Origin of the sequence: Clostridium swellfunianum, from assembly GCF_023656515.1 — a bacterium.
Taxonomy (GTDB): Bacteria; Bacillota; Clostridia; order Clostridiales; family Clostridiaceae; genus Clostridium_AT; species Clostridium_AT swellfunianum.
Map to the genome: position 1 here is coordinate 4,526,743 of NZ_JAMOFV010000006.1, position 20,758 is coordinate 4,547,500.

The 20,758-nt window shown below is 36.8% G+C and carries 18 protein-coding genes; 1 reads left to right on the forward strand and 17 read right to left on the reverse strand.

Translation table 11 applies throughout. The annotated features are described in order from the left end of the window. Window positions 1-191 precede the first annotated feature (191 nt). From NBE98_RS21370 to citD, 15 genes are all read right to left on the reverse strand, one after another. Window positions 192-1,166, reverse strand: a complete 975-nt coding sequence (locus NBE98_RS21370) for a D-2-hydroxyacid dehydrogenase (RefSeq protein ID WP_250817060.1) — start codon at window positions 1,164-1,166, stop codon at window positions 192-194. A 49-nt stretch (window positions 1,167-1,215) separates the two neighbouring features. Beyond that, window positions 1,216-2,127: a sugar phosphate isomerase/epimerase family protein gene (locus tag NBE98_RS21375; protein ID WP_250817062.1), complete on the reverse strand. Its 912-nt coding sequence runs from the start codon at window positions 2,125-2,127 to the stop codon at window positions 1,216-1,218. Window positions 2,128-2,156: 29 nt separating this feature from the next. Beyond that, a complete protein-coding gene (locus NBE98_RS21380) occupies window positions 2,157-3,140 on the reverse strand; it encodes a transketolase family protein (RefSeq protein WP_250817063.1) in 984 nt (327 codons plus the stop codon). Between the two features lie 42 nt (window positions 3,141-3,182). Continuing rightward, a complete protein-coding gene (locus tag NBE98_RS21385) occupies window positions 3,183-4,010 on the reverse strand; it encodes a transketolase (protein ID WP_250817064.1) in 828 nt (275 codons plus the stop codon). A gap of 24 nt (window positions 4,011-4,034) precedes the next feature. Continuing rightward, the gene (locus NBE98_RS21390) at window positions 4,035-4,700 is read right to left on the reverse strand and encodes an aspartate/glutamate racemase family protein (protein WP_250817066.1); all 666 of its coding nucleotides are present in this window, start codon (window positions 4,698-4,700) and stop codon (window positions 4,035-4,037) included. 14 nt (window positions 4,701-4,714) lie between these two features. After that, on the reverse strand, window positions 4,715-5,542 hold the full coding sequence (locus tag NBE98_RS21395) for a sugar phosphate isomerase/epimerase family protein (protein ID WP_250817068.1): 828 nt from the start codon (window positions 5,540-5,542) through the stop codon (window positions 4,715-4,717). Then, window positions 5,539-6,459: a sugar phosphate isomerase/epimerase family protein gene (locus tag NBE98_RS21400; protein WP_250817070.1), complete on the reverse strand. Its 921-nt coding sequence runs from the start codon at window positions 6,457-6,459 to the stop codon at window positions 5,539-5,541. The genes NBE98_RS21395 and NBE98_RS21400 overlap by 4 nt, the downstream gene beginning before the upstream one ends. Before the next feature lie 93 nt (window positions 6,460-6,552). Next, the gene (locus NBE98_RS21405) at window positions 6,553-8,070 is read right to left on the reverse strand and encodes a tripartite tricarboxylate transporter permease (RefSeq protein ID WP_250817072.1); all 1,518 of its coding nucleotides are present in this window, start codon (window positions 8,068-8,070) and stop codon (window positions 6,553-6,555) included. 30 nt (window positions 8,071-8,100) lie between these two features. Further along, window positions 8,101-8,529 (reverse strand): tripartite tricarboxylate transporter TctB family protein, encoded by a 429-nt coding sequence (locus tag NBE98_RS21410; protein ID WP_250817074.1) that lies wholly within the window; start codon window positions 8,527-8,529, stop codon window positions 8,101-8,103. Between the two features lie 32 nt (window positions 8,530-8,561). Further along, window positions 8,562-9,560 carry a tripartite tricarboxylate transporter substrate binding protein gene (locus NBE98_RS21415; protein WP_250817076.1) on the reverse strand — a complete coding sequence of 333 codons (999 nt, stop codon included), beginning with the start codon at window positions 9,558-9,560 and terminating at the stop codon, window positions 8,562-8,564. A gap of 128 nt (window positions 9,561-9,688) precedes the next feature. Next, window positions 9,689-10,726: a 4-hydroxythreonine-4-phosphate dehydrogenase PdxA gene (locus NBE98_RS21420; RefSeq protein ID WP_250817078.1), complete on the reverse strand. Its 1,038-nt coding sequence runs from the start codon at window positions 10,724-10,726 to the stop codon at window positions 9,689-9,691. A gap of 267 nt (window positions 10,727-10,993) precedes the next feature. Further along, the gene (locus tag NBE98_RS21425) at window positions 10,994-12,877 is read right to left on the reverse strand and encodes a sigma 54-interacting transcriptional regulator (RefSeq protein WP_250817080.1); all 1,884 of its coding nucleotides are present in this window, start codon (window positions 12,875-12,877) and stop codon (window positions 10,994-10,996) included. Between the two features lie 231 nt (window positions 12,878-13,108). Continuing rightward, window positions 13,109-14,605, reverse strand: a complete 1,497-nt coding sequence (citF, locus tag NBE98_RS21430) for a citrate lyase subunit alpha (protein WP_250817082.1) — start codon at window positions 14,603-14,605, stop codon at window positions 13,109-13,111. A 1-nt stretch (window position 14,606) separates the two neighbouring features. Continuing rightward, window positions 14,607-15,551 (reverse strand): aldolase/citrate lyase family protein, encoded by a 945-nt coding sequence (locus tag NBE98_RS21435; protein WP_250817084.1) that lies wholly within the window; start codon window positions 15,549-15,551, stop codon window positions 14,607-14,609. Then, the gene (gene citD / locus NBE98_RS21440; protein ID WP_250817086.1) at window positions 15,538-15,852 is read right to left on the reverse strand and encodes a citrate lyase acyl carrier protein; all 315 of its coding nucleotides are present in this window, start codon (window positions 15,850-15,852) and stop codon (window positions 15,538-15,540) included. The genes NBE98_RS21435 and citD overlap by 14 nt, the downstream gene beginning before the upstream one ends. A 133-nt stretch (window positions 15,853-15,985) precedes the next feature. Between citD and NBE98_RS21445 the strand changes: the two genes are divergently transcribed. After that, window positions 15,986-16,855, forward strand: a complete 870-nt coding sequence (locus NBE98_RS21445; protein WP_250817088.1) for a LysR family transcriptional regulator — start codon at window positions 15,986-15,988, stop codon at window positions 16,853-16,855. Between the two features lie 64 nt (window positions 16,856-16,919). Here NBE98_RS21445 and NBE98_RS21450 read toward each other — a convergent pair whose 3' ends face one another. Together NBE98_RS21450 and NBE98_RS21455 are read right to left on the reverse strand one after the other, a co-directional pair. Continuing rightward, on the reverse strand, window positions 16,920-18,167 hold the full coding sequence (locus NBE98_RS21450) for an NAD(P)-dependent oxidoreductase (RefSeq protein ID WP_250817090.1): 1,248 nt from the start codon (window positions 18,165-18,167) through the stop codon (window positions 16,920-16,922). A 297-nt stretch (window positions 18,168-18,464) separates the two neighbouring features. Further along, window positions 18,465-20,741, reverse strand: a complete 2,277-nt coding sequence (locus NBE98_RS21455; RefSeq protein ID WP_250817092.1) for a hydratase — start codon at window positions 20,739-20,741, stop codon at window positions 18,465-18,467. Window positions 20,742-20,758 lie beyond the last annotated feature (17 nt).

The following is a 20,758-nucleotide window of genomic DNA, read 5'->3' on the forward strand; positions in this document are numbered from 1 at the left end:
GTTATTGTGCTTCGCAGCTTTTATAAGGCTTTTAAGGAACTGACACAAAATTATATTACTATTTCAATTCTGATAAAATCAGAGTCAGAACTTGATTAATTGACTGGGTACATTGACATAAAAACAAAGTCTGGTTGAAAAATAACACTTAAAGTTTATTTTCCAACCAGACTCTTTAACTATAGTTAACCCTATTTATTTACAACATTCACTGCATTTCCAGCAAGGAACTTTTCTAAATTATTCACTGCAACATCCATAAGTCTTTGCCTTGACTCTTTAGGTGCCCAAGATATATGAGGTGTAATTATGCAGTTCTTTGCCTTTAAAAGTGGATTATCCGCCTTTATTGGCTCACTCGAAACAACGTCTAAAGCTGCTCCTGCTACCTTTCCGCTGTTTAAAGCTTCAGCCAGGTCTTCTTCAACCACTAAAGGACCTCTTGAGGTGTTTAGTATCATAACCCCGTCCTTCATCTTTGCTATTGTATCCTTGTTAATTATGCCCTGTGTGCTTTCAAAGAGAGGGCAGTGCAAGGATATAACATCTGAGTTTTCAAGCAGGGTATCCAAATCTGTATATTTCATTGTTTCGCAAACTAAAGCCTCATTTTGATAGGAGTCAAAAGCTAAAACCTTCATTCCTAAAGCCTGTGCTATTCTTCCTGTAGACTGGCCTATTCTGCCATAACCTATTATCCCCATTGTCTTACCCGAAAGCTCTATAAGAGGATAGTTCCAATAGCACCAGTCTGCATTGTTTTCCCATTCTCCTCTTTTTACAGATTCACTGTGTGCTCCGACATGATGGCACATTTCAAGCAGTAATGCAGTTGCCATTTGTCCAACAGAATCTGTACCGTAGGTAGGAACATTTGTTACTACAATTCCCTTTTCCTTTGCTGCTACAATATCTACTACATTATAGCCTGTAGCCAAAACCCCTATATACTTTAAATTTGGAAGTTTATCTAAAACTTCTTTTGGCATTGGGGTTTTATTTGTAAATACTATTTCTGCATCCTTTGCTCTCTCTATAACTAAATCTATACCACTTAAACTATAGGCTGTTCTGTCATATACAGTTAGCTCGCCAAGTTTTTCAATTCCCTCCCAGGTTATATCTCCTGGGTTTAACGTATATCCATCTAATACTACTATTTTCATAAATAATTTAACCTCCTCTTAGCTTATACTTACTAGCACATATTTAATTTTATACTTTAGCCCAAGCAAGATTTAATACTCTCTTTGCATTTGCAATTACTAAATCTGGATCTTCATCTCCAAAGGGTTTAACTTCGAAGCTCACTATAGGTCTTCTTTCTTCGCTTATGAAGCCTATATCCTTTAACATTCTTAAATACTCTACCATCTGGTCAACATCCACTTCTCCATTAGGGAAGCCAAACCTTGGGTGCTGGTCGCCGTATGCGGCCATTGACGGGTCTTTTACAACACAGTTTCCCATATGAGCATGAAGAATATAATCTTTAACTGGCAGCAGCGATTCCTCTATGGTTTCATGTATTTGAGGTATATGGCTTAAGTCCACCATAAGCCCAAAATTGTCATGTTCTTTTCTTATTTCTTCTGCAAACCTCTTTGCAAGCTGCGCTGGTCCTATTAAGGACTTCTTGTCAATATCATAATCAAATACTTCTAGAAGTATTGGCATGTTTCCTTTTTCTTTAGCATATCTGCATAGTTCCTTAGTTGATTTAACCAAGGCTTCAAAAGCTTCCTCTAATCTGTCCTCTGGGTACTTACCGCTCAAGAAGCCAAAACCTGCTGCATTTATCTCATAAGCCTCATCTATACCTTCTTTAAGAGTTTGTAAGGCCTTAAGTCTTTCTTCTTCCACCAAATGATTTATATTAAAACCTGTAGTAAGTAGTCTTGGCTGAGCTCCATATCCTACTGTCAGATAAGAAGTTTCTATTATCTTTTTTGCTCTTTCTCTTACATTCTTATCCTTTATCCAAGTGATTTCAACTGCATCGAAATAATCGTCCAAGGCTATCTTTCTTAACGTTTCTTCTATAGGTCCCTCACCCTTAATACAGCTTGGATATGCCATAAAATGAATTAGTCCTACCTTCATATATTTCTTGATTGATTCATTCATTATACTCACCCATCCCTTTAAAAATTAATCTATTTTAATTCATTAGAATAGTCGACAATTGGCTTAGGCTCCATAGCAATACTTCTCTTTAAAATCTCACGAACCTTATTTGCTATATTTTCAGCTGTTAATCCATATTTAGAAAGCAGCTGCTCGTAATCTCCCGATTCGGTAAAAGTATCTTCTATTCCAACTGCACTCATAGGTACAGGATATTCCTTAGATAAAACCTCTGAAACAGCTCCGTAAAGCCCTCCATATATGCTGTGCTCCTCTGCAGTAACTACAGCACCTGTTTCCTTTGCACACTTTACTAAAAGCTCTTTATCAATTGGCTTTATAGTATGAAGATTAACTACTCTAGCACTTATATTATCCTGCTTTAAAAGTTCTGTAGCCTCTAAAGCCTTATGCACCATAAGTCCTGTGGCTACTATAGTTGCATCCTTGCCCTCTCTTAAAATAACTCCCTTGCCAACTTCAAAGTTATAGTCTTCATCAAATATAATTGGCATATCTGCTCTGCTTAATCTAAAATATACAGGTCCATCTATGTCAATTCCTGCCCTAACAGCTTTTTCAGTTTCTACAGCATCGCACACTGATATAACCGTCATATTTGGAATGCTTCTAAAGAAGGCTATATCCTTATTGGCATGATGACTTGCACCATCATAAGAATCTGAAAGGCCTGCATAGGTACCGCCTATTTTAACGTTCAAGTTTTGATAAGCTATAAGACTTCTTATAGGATCACCTGCCCTAAGCATCATAAAGGCTGCAAAGGTATTTATAAAAGGTACTTTGCCCATTGTAGCCATTCCAGCTGCCATTCCAGCCATATTTGCTTCAGAAATTCCAACATTATAAAATCTTTCAGGAAATTCTTTGCCGAACAAAATGCTCTTAGAAGAATTTGCTACATCTGCATCTAAAACAACTATATCTTTTCTCTCCCGCCCAAGCTTAACCAGTGCTTCACCATAGGCATCTCTTATTGCTTTCTTAGCCATTTACTGACCCTCCTGTATTCCTTATTCTGCACATAACAATTATTAATTGTTATGTCCCAGTTCCTTTAACGCCTTTTCATATTCTTCATTACTTATAGGCTTACCATGCCAAATGTTCTTGCCCTCCATAAAGGATACTCCCTTACCCTTTACAGTCTTTGCAAGTATCACAACAGGCTTACCCTTTAATTCCTTTGCCTTGTCCACTGCTTCTGAAAAAGCTGATATATCATGTCCATCTGTCTCTACTACATTCCAGCCAAAGGCGCTCCATTTATCCTTTAAGCTTCCCATAGGCATTATTTCTTCCACAGTTCCATCAAGTTGAACCCCATTGTTATCAACAATTGCTATAAGGTTGTCAAGCTTAAACTTGCTCGCTGCCATAGCTGCTTCCCAAACTATACCCTCTTGAAGCTCTCCATCTCCCATCAAAACGTAAGTATAAAGAGATTTTTTATCCTGTTTTGCTGAAGCTGCCATACCTACTGCCGCAGAAAGTCCAAGTCCTAAGGGACCTGTAGAAAGTTCAACACCGGGTGTCTTTTTTGCACAGGGATGCCCCTGAAGCCTGCTGTTTATCTGTCTTAGAGTACTTAATTCTTCTTTTTTAAAAAATCCTTTTTCTGCAAGAACTCTATAGTATATTGGAGCAGCATGACCTTTAGCCAGCACAAACCTATCCCTATCCTCTGCTTTAGGCTTAGCTGAATCTACATTCATCTTCTCATAATAAAGCGTTGTTATTATTTCCACAGCGGATAGTGAACCTCCTGGATGCCCTGTCTGTATCTTGTGAAGAAGCTCTATTAAATCTATTCTAAATCCCTTGCATTTTTCTTCTAAAAATTTAACTCTTTCTGCTTCCATTTACCCATTACCCCCTTCTATCTACTAAAGTTTGTTTAATGCCTCCAAAGTCTGCTTAAGCTCTTTTATACAAAGGCTTGGACTTGACAATACGGTACATCCGCAAATTTTCCCTATCACTTCCTGCAAATGTGCCATAGAAGCCTGTGCTAATATAACTACATCCTGTTGTTTTATTTCTAAAGACTTCTTTTTCAATATTTCATCATGATGCTTTATGTCACCAGCTTTAATTGCTGTATAGGCCTCAGGACATACTATTACCGAAATTTCCACTTCTTTATTAAGCTTTTCTACTTCCCTCAAGAGCTTTGACTTTGTTGGTTCAATAGTACTATCTGCAGTAGCAAGTATTGTAATTTTAGTCCCACATTCAGCTGCTTCTTTAATCATTGCATCATCTATAGCTATAACAGGTATTCTTACAAAAGGTCTTATTTTTTCAACTGTTGGAGATAAGGTGGAGCAGCTTACAACCACAACATCAGCATCAGTCATCTCAGCACATTTTATGAAAGAAAACAGCCTGTTCATATTCTCAATTGTAAACTCCCCTTTTTCTGCAGGGTCGCTGGCTAAAAATTCATCTAAAGTATTTACTATCTTTATATCTCCCATTGCTTCTTTAATCTTTTCATCAAAGGTATTTAGCACACTCCTTACTGTATGAATCAATGCTACCTTAGCCATTTATTTTCACTTCCTTATCCGTAAATCTTGTTGAATATAGGTCTTAGATGCTCTACTGCACCAATTGCAGCAGACTCCTGATCTGGAATTTGGAAAATTTCTGTGCAAAAGGCTCCATCATAGCCCACTTCCTTAAAGGCTTTTATAATTTTTTCAAAATTCAAGCCGCAATGTCCTGGGTATCTTCTGTTGTTATCTGCCAAGTGTACGTGAATATTATACTCAGCATAGTTTTTAATGGTTTCAAACATATCCTTTTCTTCTATATTAAGGTGGAATATATCCATCATAAGCCTGAAGTATTCATTATCTACATCTTTAATTACCTTCACAGCTTCTTCCACTGTATTGATAAAATTTGTCTGCATAATAGTTACTGTTTCCAATGCAATTTTTACTTCTTTCTTTCCTGCATATTCGCTTATATCCTTGAAAGCATCTATTGCATATCCATAAGACACTTCCTTAGGAAGCTCATCTGTGTACTGCCCTCTCACTCTTCCAATATTTATATAAGCACCAAGATAAGAAGCAAAGTCTATTATCTCCTTTACCCTAGCTCTTGCATTTTGCCTTACCTCTGCATTCTTATCCATAAAGGAAAGCTTTTTCTGTCCAAATATTTCTCCTGTGCAAACAAGTACCACATCAAGCCTATTTTTTTCAGCTTCTTTCCTAACCTCATCCCAATTAAGCTCAAGGGGATTTAAGGTCATAAGTTCCACTCCGTCGTACCCTAATTCTCCAAGCCTTCCAAAGCTATGACTTAGCTTTCCTTGAAAAGCTGTCACTGATGGTACTATAGAAACGTCTGGTGTCGCAACCTGATAACATAGCTTCATTTATCTCTACCTACCCTTCCCCACGCTTCATTTAAAACTCTCTTTGAGCCCTCTATTACTAGCAGCTCATCCTCATAAGGTCTTGGCTTTACTTCAAAGCTTACTACAGGCGGATTTTCTGTATTTAAGTATCCTATCTCCAGAAGAACCTCTAGAAACTCTATAAGTTCCTCCACATGATTTTCGCTGTTCGGAAAGCCAAACCTTGGGTGCATATCTCCATAAGCCTCCATGCTTGGATTCTTCACCACAGCATTTCCTATATGAATATGCTTTATATAATTCTTTATAGGCAGAATAGCCTGTCTTGGACTTTCTCTTAGCTGTGGCAGATGGCTCAAATCCACCATTATCCCAAAGTTTGAATACTCCTTCCCGACCTTTTCTGCATAACGTTTCACCAGTTCCACCGGTCCTATGAGGCTTTTTTTATCTATATCATAATCGAAAACCTCTAGAAGCACAGGCATATCGCCTTTTTCATAAGCATAGCTGCAAAGCTCTTTTGTCGACTTAACAAGCGCTTCTAAGGCCTCTTCCTTTTTATGTTCAATATAATGACCGCTTAAAAAGGAAAAATCTAAAGCTTTCATATAATAAGCCTCATCGATGCCTCTTTTAAGCTCCTCAACAGCTTTTAATCTTTCTTCTTCATTTAAGGAATTTATACTGAGACCACTTGATAGAAGCCTTGAATGACCGCTGTAAGCACAAGCTAATTTGCTAGTCTCAAGTATTTTCCTTATATGCTCTCTTGCTTCTAAATCTTTTATTTTACCTATTTCAATAACATCAAAATAGTCATCAAGAGCAATATGCTTAAATGCTTTAAGCATAGCTTCTTTACTTTCAAATGAAGAAGGAAATGCCATGCTGTGAATTATGCCTATCTTCATAAAGGCCTTTAGGTTTTTCATACATTTCCACCCTTTCACCTAGAATATTGGGATGCCTTAGTTTGTTTAAAGCATCCCATAGTGATTCATTTACAAATTCTTAGTCTAAAGTTTTTATAAAGCTTTTTGTTCAGGAATAACCCTTTTTTTGCTAATAAACTTCTTTATAAAAGGTGCTAGACAGAAGCCCATTATACAAACAATAAGTCCTATACAAATCTTGCTTCCAACAAATATGCTTAAGCTTCCATTGGACATATCAAAGGCCTGCCTTGCATAGGTTTCTAGCATCGGAGTCAATACAAAGGCTAATAGAAGTGGTGCTGCTGGTATGCTGGCAAGGCTCATTAAATAAGACACAATACCCATGCAAATCATAAGTACAACATCAAACATACTGTTATTTACTGAATAGGTTCCAACGATACATACTACAGATATTATTGGCACCATAACTGAGCTAGGCACTTTAACAACCTTCATCATTAGAGGTATACAAGCAAAGGAGATTAAAAGGCATATTATATTTCCAATATACATTGACCCAATAAGTCCCCATACAAAGTCTGGATTTTCTTTAAATAGCAGCGGTCCTGGTCTTAATCCCCACATCATAAGTCCGCCTAAAAGCACTGCTGTTGTACCTGATCCCGGAATACCTAGTGTAAGAAGCGGTGCAAAGGCTCCTGCAGCTGCTGCGTTATTAGCAGACTCTGCTGCTGCCACACCTTCGATTGCTCCCTTACCTATTTCTTCTTTGTTTTTATTTATTCTTTTCTCCATTATATAGGATAGAAATGATGCTGTAGTTGCTCCTGCTCCAGGAAGAACACCTATAAAGGTTCCTAAAATTCCAGTACGAACTGTTGCAGGCATAATTCTTTTTATTTCATGCTTTTTTAATACGCTTTCTCTAAAAGTTACTTTTCTTACTCCATCTGATTTGTAGTTATTTTTATTTACTACCATGTCTATAACTTGGCTGAAGCCAAACATGCCTATTACTAGAGGAATAAAAGCTACTCCGCTAAGTAGATTAGGATTTCCAAAGCTGAATCTTGGCTGTCCTATTGCTCTGTCTATACCAACTGTAGCTATCATGATACCTAGTGCTGTTGCCACAAGTCCTGCTTTGGGATTTTCGCCTAATATCCAGCCTATAGATGTAAGCGCCAATAGTATTAAAAGAGCAAGTTCTGGAGGTCCAAAAGCAAGCCCTGCATCGGCAAGCAGTGGACCACATATTGTCAAAATTATTATCCCTATGGTTCCACCTACAAAGGAGGAAACAGTAGAAGTTGATAAAGCTGTACCTGCCCTGCCGTTTCTGGCAAGTGGATATCCATCCATAGCAGTACACACAGCAGGTGAATCTCCGGGTATATTTAAAAGTATTGCACTGAAAGAACCGCCGTACATATTTGAATAGTATAGTGCTGCTAACCCTATGATAGCTGTAGTTGGAGGAAGCTTAAAGGTAAGCGGCAAAAGCATTGCTACTCCTGACAAGGAACCTATGCCGGGCATAGCACCAACTACAAGTCCAATTATTGCGCCTATAAGTGCAGCAAGCAAATTTTGCATAGTCAAAGCTGTCTGAAAGCCATGCATTAGTAAATCAAAATTCTCCATAGTCTCAACTCACTTTCATTAATTAAAGTATTACAGAAGAGCTTCAAATACTCCTAGAGGCAGTGGAACTCTAAGCCAGAATACGAATATCAAATAAATAACAGCAGCAGTTCCAACTCCAATGCTTATAGCACTCTTAAGAGTATGTTTCTCTATAAACTTAAGCCATACAAAAATATATATTGCCATAGAAACAACCATTCCCAGCACATATGAAAGCATTACCATTGCAAGAAGAGCGGCGGCTGGTATAAATGCCAGCCAGTTAAACCCGCTAGGAGACTTATCTTTACGTTCAGACCAAAGTGCTGACAAGCAAAACAGTATTGCCATGATGCCAGCGATTATAGGAAGAAACCCACCCCCTGGGCCTTTTCTAACCCAGAAGCCATAAGAAACTCCTCCTATTATCCAATATAATCCCATTATTATCGAAACAATATAAACAAACTTTTTCAACCAAGGTCACCCCTTTTATAAAGACGCTGTGTCTATTTCATAACTCCTACTTCTGTGAATACCTTCTTGTAGAGCTCTATCTGCTCTGTGAAGAATTTTTTTGTATCAGCTGCATTCATGTACTTAGGAGTTAAAAGATTCTTCTCAATATAATTCTTCTTCCAATCATCAGTCTCAGTAACTTTCTTTAACATATCCTCATAGAACTTTACAGCTTCTGCTGGCATTGAAGGTGGTCCTGCTATAGCTCTAACTTCCCTAACTTCTATATCCTTATAGCCAAGTTCTTTAAAGGTTGGTGTATCCTTAAATACTCCTGTAAGTCTTTCTGATGAGAACGCAGCTAATGGAATAACCTTTCCTGCTTGAATTTGTCCCATAACTTCTGAAGGATTGAATATTGCGGCATCAACGTGTCCTCCAAGAAGTGCTGACATAGCATCTCCTGAGCTATTAAACTGAACATAGGTAAATTTTGAATTAGTATTTTTATTTAAAAGTTCAAAGGATAGATGGTCGCTGTTTCCTCTTTGAGAGCCTCCTATTTTTACGCTTTCAGGCTTTTCCTTAACAGCAGCTAAAAGGCTCTTAATGTCTGTAAACTTTGATTCCTTCTTTACACAAAGAGTTAAATCGTCGAAGGCAACAACACCGATATAAGTAAGCATTTCAGCTTTAACATCCCAGTTGTTAACATAGGACCCCATAACTTGTCCAGAGTGAAGTACCATAAGTGTATTAGGATTTCCCTTCTTAGCATTAACATTTGTAAATGCAACTGCTCCTGAGCCGCCACCCTGATTTACTATCATAAAGTTCTTAGGCGAGAATTTATTTTTAAAAGCTAAATCAGATATTGTTCTTGCATTTAAGTCGCTTCCCCCACCAGCGCTTGAAGGTACAACAAATTCAATTTCCTTTTCAGGTGTCCAATCTTTTTTTGCTTCCCCATTTGCAGGCTTTGTAGTGCAGCCTCCAAGAATGCTTGTTGTTAACACAGCTGTAATAACAAGGCTAAATATTTTTTTCATGTTTCCCCCTCCAACTTTCCCATATATTTTTCTAATAAAAAGTTATCGCGATATCTTGATATCAAGATTTCATGATTTCATGATATCTAGTTACATAGTTTACTTCTTATAAATTAAGCTTTAAAATTTTATGATGCATTTGATTCTTTTCTTTGTCTGTCACTTAATGCTATTCTAGCAGCCATTTTAACAGCATTTTCAAAGGCTTCAGTCTTTGCTATTCCTTTCCCTGCTATATCATAGGCTGTTCCATGTGAGGCTGTAACAATAGCTGCTGGAAGTCCTCCTGCTATTGTTATCCCTTGTTCAAAGCCCTTAAGCTTCATAGCTATCTGACCTTGATCATGATACATTGTAACTACAGCATCAAATTCTCCTTTGAAAGCCTTAATAAACAAAATGTCTGAAGGATATGGGCCAACTGCGTTTATTCCAAGCTTTTTTGCTTCTTCCATTGCTGGAATAATAACATCCAGCTCCTCTCGTCCACATAATCCATTTTCTCCAGCATGAGGATTTAAAGCAGCCACTGCAATTCTAGCGTTTTCCATCCCCGCACGCTCTAAAGTTTTACTAACAAGCCTCATAGCTCTTAGTATGGTTTCAACTGAAAGCCTGTCGCTAATCTCCTTAACTGGTATATGGCTTGTTACACGAGATGTCCATAGTTCATCAAGCACATTTATTTCTCCAAAGGGTTCTTTCCAATTAAAAAGGTGTGCAAATAAATAATGCTCGCTTTCATAATTAAAGCCTGCTTTTTTTAATGCCCCCTTGTTTAACGGAGCAAAACAGAAACCGTGAATTTTTCCTTCTTTATAAAGATTTACTGCTGTTACTAGCATATCTCCTGAAGCCTTTCCGCATATAGGACTTACCTCTCCTAAAGCTATCTCCTCTGGATTTAAATTCTTTTGGTCAAACACAGGAATTCCACTGCTCCAATTAGCACAGTCAATGTCATCGATTACATCTAGTGGAAAATCAACCTCCGCTATTTTCATTCCAAGCTTTAATACCCTTGCATCTCCAATTATAATTGGATGGCAATATTCATTTAGTAAACCCTTTGCAGCTACTTTAGCTACAATTTCAGGACCTACACCAGCAGCATCTCCAAGAAGTATTCCTAATATAGGTTTGTCCATGTATGTTTCAGAAAACATACTCACCTCCCCCTTCCACATTAAATATTTTTTCAAGTATTTTATTTACGCTTCTATATATAACAAGAGTCGTGCCAAATTCATAGAAGTGAGAAGTTTTTTCTAAAAAATTTTTTTAACGCGGAAAAAGCACTTATAATCCTTGCTTTCCCGAGATTAACTTTTTAAATAAAAAGGTTTACATTTTCAATTTTATATTTTTACACGGAAAATAGACCACCATATTTTATTAATTGAAACATTATGTTTCAAATTTGTTTCAGAGCATCATTTATCTTCCTTTAACCTTCTCCACAAGGTTGTTCTGCTTATTCCAAGAATCTTAGCTACCTCAGTTTTATTTAGACTCATACTTTTCATAAGCTTTAGCATTATCTCAATATCATCCTCTGCATTTACATCAGCTTCTTTTGGAACAATATTATTTACACTATCATTTATATTTAATAACTCCTGTACCTCTTGATGTGTAATATATTCCTCTTCTGAAAATACAACTAATCTTTCGCAAATATTTCTAAGCTCTCTAATATTCCCCGGCCAGCTGTAGCTGCTCAAAGCCTTTACAGCATCGCAAGTTAGTTCAGGAATAAATTTTCCAAACTTTCTGCAGTATTTTTCTATAAAATGCTTAGCGATAAGTTCAGTATCCTCACTGCGTTCTCTTAAGGCTGGTATTCTTAGGTTTAATACATTTAACCTATACAAAACATCCTGTCTAAACTTTCCCTCTCTTACCCTTTCTTCAAGATCAATATTGCTGGCACATACTATACGAACATCGATTGGTATAACCCTATGGTCGCCAATCTTTCTTATTTCTCTTTCCTGAAGAACACGAAGTAATTTTGCTTGAAGATTAATAGGGATTTCACTAACCTCATCTAAAAATATAGTTCCCTTGTGAGCCAGCTCAAATAAGCCCTGTTTTCCACCTTTTATAGCTCCTGAAAAAGCTCCCTCTACATATCCAAAAAGCTCGCTTTCCAAAAGATTTTCTGGAAGAGCAGCACAATTAACCGCCACGAAAGGTTCCAAGCGTCTGCTGCTAGCATTGTGTATGCTTTGTGCAAAAAGCTCTTTTCCCGTTCCAGTTTCTCCTATTATGAGTATATTTGAATCCACCTGACTGTATTTGAAGGCGGTTTGTATAGTCTTATTTAATATGGCACTGTTTCCTACTATATTACCGAAGCTGTATTTGGCTACCAAACCCTTGCTGCTCATTTCTTTTCTAATCTTACTTTCTATTTCCTGTATCCTGTCTATATTTTGAAAGGTTATAACAGCCCCAGCCTTATAGGTTCCAGCCTTTATAGGCACACGAGTGGATATAATTGCAGTATCATTTATAGTATCAATAATTCCTGCTTCTTCCTCTCCATTTTTAATTACCTTGGATAGCTCTAAGCCAGGCATCACCCTGCTGATTTCATATCCATTTACCTTTTTTGCAGTTGGCATATTTAATGCTTTATAAGCGGCTTTATTAAAAGCTGTGATTTTACCTTCTCTATCTACTGCCACAATAGCTTCCTTAGCATTTTCCAGTATGATAGTAAAAAGCTCTGACTTTGTCCTTTCATTTCTTACTACTCTTGCTGCGTTAACTGCCTCCTTTATAGCTTGCCTTACAGCTTCTTTTCCTGTATAAATCCATACACAGTTTTTACCCATGGCTTTAGCCATATTATAGGTCATAAGGCCGCTTACAATAGCATCTGCCCCTCTCTGCTCAGCTATCTCAATTGCTCTTAAAGCTTCCTCCTCGTTTTCTATTTTAAAGCTTTCAATCTCAACACCCATTATTTCTTTTAAGCTGTCTGCTCCATAAGTCATTGATTCCATGCCTATGACTGCAATCTTTTTTGGCTTATATTTTCTCTTGCATTCATCTATTGCCCTTATAACATCATAGCCTGTAACTGCAATTTCAATAACAGACATGTTAGGCATATTCTTTTTTAAGGCAAGATAAGTTACACCTCTTGCAATTATTATGTCAGAAGTGCAATCCTTTAAAAAAGCTTCCTGAGTTCCTATTATTTGAGTCGTGTCCATTACAATATCTTCTTCATTTACTTCACTTAACAGGCTATATACCTCATCCTTTATTTCATCATAAGGAATTATAAAAGTCACTTTAATCATTGATAATGCCCCCTAACTATCGCCGAATATTTATAATTTGTATTATTCTATAAGTGCTTTGTTTTTCCTTTATAATATCAATAGTCTCATATTACAATTTTAATATTAATTGATAAATTGCATAAACTATAAATTACTTTTTCAACTGCACAATCTAACCAAAAAATAAACAGAAGGCATCTGCTTTTGATACCCTCTGTTCTAGTAAAACATCAAATTAAGTCATTTAATTTATATCTCATAAACTTTTGGTTTCCTAACAACATCCAGTATTGAACCATCTCTGCTTTCTACTATTGCTACAACCTTATCCTCAAATTCCAGTTCTTCAGGTTTGCCGCACATTTCATAAGCCATATCTCTAAGCTCTTCTATGGTGCATATAGGAAGGCCGGAATCCTTTAACGACTCAATCAAATCCTGTCTTAAAGGATTTATTGCGATACCATAATCTGTAACTATTACGTCTACTACTTCTCCTGGGGTTGTTACTGTTACTACTCTGTCACAGATAGTAGGTATTCTGCTTCTAACAAGAGGGGCAACTATAATTGAACATTTTGAACCTGCTGCAGTATCCGGATGTCCTCCGGGTGCACCTCTTAAAATGCCATCAGAGCCAGTAACTACATTTACGTTGAAATTAACATCCACCTCTAGTGCACCTAAAATAACAAAATCTAGCTTGTTAACAAGTGCACCTTTATTTCTTGGATTTGCATATTGAGATGTGGATATTTCAAAATGTTTAGGATTACTTTTAATTGACTCAATTGAACCAGCATCAAAGGCTTGCGCATTTACCACACATTTTACAAAGCCATCTTCCAAAAGATCGCACATTGGTTTTGTAATTCCGCCTAGGGCATAACTCATTGTAATTCCTGCTGCCTCAAGATATGGACGAAGCAGCAGATTAACAGCCAGTGCAGCTCCTCCTCCTCCTGTTTGGAAGGAAAAACCATCCTTAAAGAACGGCGAATTAACCATTACACGAGTGCAGTAGTCAGCCATGCTAAGCTCTCTTGGGTCTCCAGTCAAACGAATGATATTGCTTACTATCTTTTTAGGATTACCAATCTCATCAACAACAACTACATAGTCTACATCCACTGCCTGAATACTTGGAGGAAAATTAGGATAGTCTACAAGACAGTCAGTTATTATTACAACCTTATCTGCGTGCTTTGCATCAACCATGGAATAGGATAATACGCCGCAATCTGATTTTCCACCTACTCCTCTAGCATTTCCATATGGGTCAGAGGTTGGAGCTCCAATAAAGGCAACATCTATATGAACTTCTCCTTCTTCTATAGCTCTCACTCTTCCTCCATGGGATCTAATGATAGCTATGTTTTTCAGCTTGCCTGTTGAAATCGCTTCACCTATCTTGCCTCTAACTCCTGAGGTTTGAATACCTGTTATAGTTCCATCCTCTATATATTTACCTATTGGATCGTGTGCATCCCCTAGTGAGCTGGCGCAAATAGTAATATCCTTAATTCCTAATTTTGCAATTTCCTCAACTACCATATTAACTACGTAATCGCCATCACGAAAATGATGATGAAAGGAAATAGTCATACCATCTTTAAGCCCACTCTTTAAAATCGCCTCTTTAATAGATGGAAGAATTTTATCATTATCTTGATTAGGAGTACCTTCAAAGACTCTTCTATTTACTACTAGTTCATCAGGAATTTCTCTTAAAGCTTTATTTAGCATCTTACAATTCCCCCTTTGCATTCCTTTTTTGCACGTAAGGATTATTAATCCCTACGCCCCTATATACACCAGCTGCCTTAGCAAGAGCAATTGTTCTTTCTGCACCTTCTAAAAATGCGATATCTATCATCTTTCCATCTACCATGAATACACCTACACCGGTTTCTGCATTTTCCTTAATAGCTTTTACTACCTTTTCTGCCTGTCTAATTTCTTGCTCTGTAGGAGTAAAGATTCTATGAACTATTTCAATCTGCTTTGGACTTATTATGGATTTCCCATCAAATCCAAGCTGCTTTATAAGCTTCACCTCTGTTTCAAATACATCCATTTTATCGAGTTCTGTGTATGCTGTATCAAAGCACTGTATACCAGCAAGCTTTGCTGCATTTAAAACCATACCTCTTGCAAAAGCCATCTCCTGTCCGTCATCATACCTTCTAGTTCCCATTGTTCTCATGTAATCGCCAGCGCCAATGGCAATTCCCATTAACCTGTCAGTAGCTTCGCATAGCTCTACAGCATTAAAAATACCTCTAGGAGACTCAACAGCAGCCATAAGCAGCGTAGAACCTATGGGCCTATTAAATTCCTTTTCTGCCTTTCCTATTTCTTCTTCTACCGCTTTTATTTCACTGGCATATTCACATTTTGGAAGTCGTATGCAGTCACAGCCGCCAGCTACGGATACTCTTATATCCTCTTTCCAATAAGAAGTATTTAAGCCGTTAATTCTTACAACTCTTTCAACCCCTCTGTAGTTTACCTCTTTTAAAGTATGATACAGTGAAAACCTTGCAGTATCCTTTTGGTTTTCTGCTACAGCATCCTCCAAATCAAAAATAACAGAGTCTGGTTTATATACATAGGCATCCTTCATAAGGCTAGGTTTTTGAGCATTTAGAAACATCATAGTTCTTCTAAGTCGTTTTTTATTTGGATTCATTGTCTGACCACCCCTTCCATGGAATGCTGTCGTACTGTTCTATAGAACGAAAAACCGCTCCTTCAACTCTTGCTCTTATAGTGCAATCCAAAGCACCTTTATCGACTATGCTGACTTTAGCATCTGTTACCACTAAATTATCAAGAGTTTCAAGTACAACTTTTTTAATTTGTTTTCCGTACTGCCTAAGCACGCTGCTTTTTATGGAAAGCTCGACTCCATTACCATCATTAGGCTCAATAGTAACATGAACATCACTAGATTCAAGTGTGCCTGCAATGGCTGCTTTTTTTAAATCCATTAAATTTTACCCCCTTTGAAACCGTTTATTGACTTATGTACTTATAGTTTAGTACACTGTAATCAATAAATAAAATACGGTATTTTTATATTCAGCTATAGAAAAAAACTATATCTAAATTGGATGTGTTCTTATGGATAATAGAGATTGGCTTATATTAAAACTTTTATATGAAAAGAAAAATATCAGCAAAACTGCTTTAAGTCTTTATATTTCTCAGCCTTCGCTGACTAATAGACTGCAGCAAATTGAAAAGGAATTTGGAATTCAAATTGTAGTTAGAGGAAGACGAGGTGTATCATTTACTCCTGAAGGTGAATACCTGGCAAAATACGCTAATGAGATGCTTTTAAAGCTTGAGAAGGTAAAAGAAGATATATCTAATATGCAAAACGATGTTTCGGGAACCTTGAAGCTTGGAGTTTCAAAATTTATAATGAAATATAAGCTTCCTCACCTGCTAAAACTCTTTAAGCAGCATCATCCAAAGGTAGAGTTTAAAATCTTTTCCGGCTGGAGCAGAGATGTTTTTAATATGGTTTACAATCAGGATGTACATATAAGTTTAGTGCGGGGAGATTACAGCTGGTCAGACAGCAAGCATTTGCTGCTAGAGGAAAATGTCTGCATCGTGTCAAAAAATAAAATTCAATTAGAGGATCTTCCTAAACTTCCAAGAATAGAATATAAAACTGATTACTTATTTAGATCCATACTGGATAATTGGTGGTCAGAGAATTTTTCAGAACCTCCTCTAGTAAGCATGGAAGTAGACCAGGTAGATACCTGCAAGGAAATGGTTGTAAATGATTTAGGCTACGCAATTATGCAGGATATTGTAGTTAAAGGAAGAGATGATCTTCATATGATTAACATAACTGATAAAAATGGTGAGCCAATATTAAGGAAAACCTGGATGTTTTATCATGAAGACTCCTTAAAATTAAATGTGGTTAAGGCTTTCGTTGATTTTATTAAAAATTATGATTTGAAGAGCCTTTAAATAAACTATAGCTATATTTTTATACAACTCAAAATTGGCAGCCACTAAGGGCTGCCGTCTTAATTTATACTAAATTATACTTGCTGCAGACATAATCATCTATTGCCTGTGCAACAATTTTTGATAACCTCACAGCTTCAACCACTGTTTTTGCTCCAGTAACTACGTCACCAGAAGCAAATATGCCATCTCTTGTAGTTCTTCCACATTCATCAGTTGCCACGAGTCCGCCTTGAGTTACATTAATTCCATTTGTAGTGGATACAATATTTGCTCTTGGGCCTTGTCCTGAAGCTATTATTACTGTGTCTGCCTCAAATATATCTTCTGTTCCCTCAAGCATAACCAATCGTTCTCTGGAATCATCTTCTTTTATTACTGATGTCTTGACAAACTTAATGCCTTGCTCAGTTATTTCTACTGGAGCTTTATAATATTCAAATCTTACTCCGTCAATTTTTGCATATTCTACTTCAACCTTTTCAGCAGTAACATCCTCTGGACCTCTTCTAGCCATAATATATACTTCGCTGGCCCTATGTCTTAGAGCAGTTCTGGCTACATCCATAGCAACATTGCCTGCTCCAATTACAACTACTTTCTTTCCAAGATTATAAACCTCAGGATTTTTCAAGTAATCTATAGCGTAGTGAACGTGCCCCAGAGATTCTCCCTTAATGCCCAAGGCTTTTGATTTCCATACCCCTGTACCAATAAATATAGCTTTATAACCGTCTCTAAATAAATTGTCAACAGTCAAGTCTTGTCCAATCAATGTGTTTGGTCTTATTTTTACTCCCATGCTCAATAGCTTATCTTTAAGCTTTTCAAGGATATCCTTACCTAATCTAAAGCTTGGAATACCGTACCTTAGAACCCCGCCTATCTTATCATGAGCTTCAAAAATAGTAATATCATATCCCTTGGATGCAAGGATAATGGCAATGGTTATACCAGCAGGACCTGAGCCTATAATTGCAACCTTCTTTTCCGTATTCTTTCTTGCTTCAGGAGTTATGAAATTTAAATAATAATCTGAAACGTAATTTTCTACAGAACCAACCTGAATTGGGTTGCCCTTTCTTCCTAATACGCAGTGGCCCTGGCACTGTTTTTCATGAGGACATACTAGCGAGCACACAACAGAAAGCGGATTATTTTTAAAAAGTTTTTCACCAGCATCCATAATATTTCCTTCTAATAAAAGTTTTACAACCTCATTAAATGGAGTACTTACTGGACACCCCTCTTTACATAACGGTCTTTTACATTGAAGACATCTTTTTGCTTCTTCTACTACGAATTGAGCCATGTTCTTTAGCCCCCCTATGCTGAAAATTGTAACTTATTACATATGTGCTACCTTATATATTATATATGATATACTATATAATTCAATAATAGTTAAAAATATAACTTGTACTAATTATTTAAAATAGGTCGTGCAAGTTATATTTGAATTAACAAATACTATAAATTCTTATATTTAAATCTTCATATAAACAAATAAATATAAGAATATGTAGTGTTTATACAGGTTTGCAAGTATTTTAAAAAGGTTGTATCAAGACAGACTTAATTCTTATCTGCTTCGATACAACCTTATTAATTATTTTTTATTTCTGTTATAGTTTATTAAGCATCCATCAACAATAATTTGTCTTTCATCCGTTGTCATTTCTCCAATTTGAAGTTCAAATTCTTTAACTTCATTTGAAATAATATATGCTTTTATATTAGACTGCCCGCTTAGCACTGCTTCTCTAATATTGGGAACAAAAATATAATCCCCATTTGCAAAAGAAGGCTGTCCTCGAAGAATGAACGGTATCATTCCCCAATTTATAAGATTGCTTCTGTATCTCTTTGTTGCATATTCCTCTGCAATATTAGCACTTCCACCAAGAACTCTTTGACAGCTTGCTGCCTGCTCTCTTGCACTACCATCACCAGGCTTTTTAGCATAGATTACGCTACCGATGCTTGTGTTTAATGTATCTAACTTTTCAAAGCCTTCTATAGATCTAATTCTATCTACAACGTTCTTGAATTCTTCATTATTATCTTCAGGACGAACTTTCTTCAGTCTTTCCTCTTCCAGTGAGCGAACCTTTTTTGAAGTCCCTACATAGTTTGGGTCTTTCCTTGATAAAGTAAATTCTGCTAAACCTAATGGATTTGAACGGAAGGTAGAAGTTTCTCCAGATGGAATAAGCTCATCCGTTGTTGTTACAGGATCTGTTATAAAGCTTGCTACCTTTAATATTAAGTTATCTTCAAGTTTTGGTATCTCTGGCCAATCAACTATGTTTGGTCCATATTTTAATTCATTGCTTTCAGCTCCCTTGTTAAACCCGAAGAAAACTCTGTTATTGTATACTGTATTATCAAATTCATACGCTGGAATTTCTTCATTGTAATCAATGCTTGCAGCTGAGGTTAAATATCCTCCATTAGCTGCTGTAGCTGCTATAGATCTTGCATCCATAAGAGCTACCGAAGAAATTTGTCCATTTCCAGGCTTTGAGCCTTCTCTATTTGGGAAATTACGAGTTGTATGCCTTATGCTGATTCCTTCATTAAATGGTGTGTCTCCAGCTCCAAAGCAAGGTCCGCAAAATGCAGTACGCATTACAGCTCCAGCAGTCATAAGCTTTGTTATATATCCTTTCTTAGTTAAGTCTACCATTACAGGTTGTGAAGAAGGATATACGGAAAGAGAAAATTCATCGTTGCCTAAACTTTTGTTTTCCAGTATATTTGCTGCTGTAACAACATTTTCATACATTCCACCAGCGCATCCAGCTATAACGCCCTGGTCTACTTTAAATCTTCCGTCAATAATCTTATCTGTAAGCTTAAAGGCAACCTTTGAATTCTCAAAAAGCTTTTGACCTTCAACTTCTGTCATTCTTATAATATCTTCCAGATTTTCATTAAACTCATCAATTTCAAAAGCATTGCTTGGGTGGAAAGGCAGTGCAATCATTGGTTTAATTGTGCTTAAATCAACATAAACCATTCCGTCATAGTAAGCTTCATTCCCTGGCTTCAGCTCACTATATGCCTCTTCTCTTCCGTGAAGCTTCAAGTATTCCCTAACAGTTTCGTCAGTTCTCCAAATGGAGCTCAAGCAGGTTGTTTCGGTGGTCATTACATCTATACCATTTCTAAAGTCCATTGACAGGTTAGAAATTCCATCCCCTACAAATTCCATTACTTTGTTCTTAACATATCCATTTTTAAACACTGCACGAATTATTGCCAAAGCAACGTCTTGAGGTCCTACCCCATGTCCAGGCTTTCCTGTTAGAAATACTCCTATTATATCAGGATAGTCGACATCATAGGTTTGAGATAGCAGCTGCTTAACAAGCTCCCCTCCACCTTCTCCAATAGCTATTGTTCCAAAGGCTCCATATCTGGTATGTGAATCTGAGCCAAGAATCATTCTGCCTGTTCCAGCCATCATTTCTCTCATAAAGGTATGAATTACAGCTAAGTGCGGAGGCACAAAAATTCCTCCATATTTTTTTACTGCTGATAATCCAAATCTATGGTCATCCTCGTTAAGAGTTCCACCAACCGCTGCTAAGGTATTATGACAATTTGTCAGTACATAAGGTATTGGAAATTTCTCCAATCCACTTGCCTTTGCTGTCTGCACTATTCCTACATAGGTTATATCATGAGAAGTCATAGAGTCAAATTTTAACTTTAACTTATCCATATTTCCTGATGTATTGTGCTTTTCTAATATTGAGTACGCCATTGTATTTTTTCTAGCTTTTTCTTTTGATATATTTTTTAACTCAGCATGATTTTCTTCTGCTAAGATTTCTTTCCCGTTTATTAGGTAAACTCCTGAATCATACAGTTTTATCATGTCTCTCCCCCTAATGA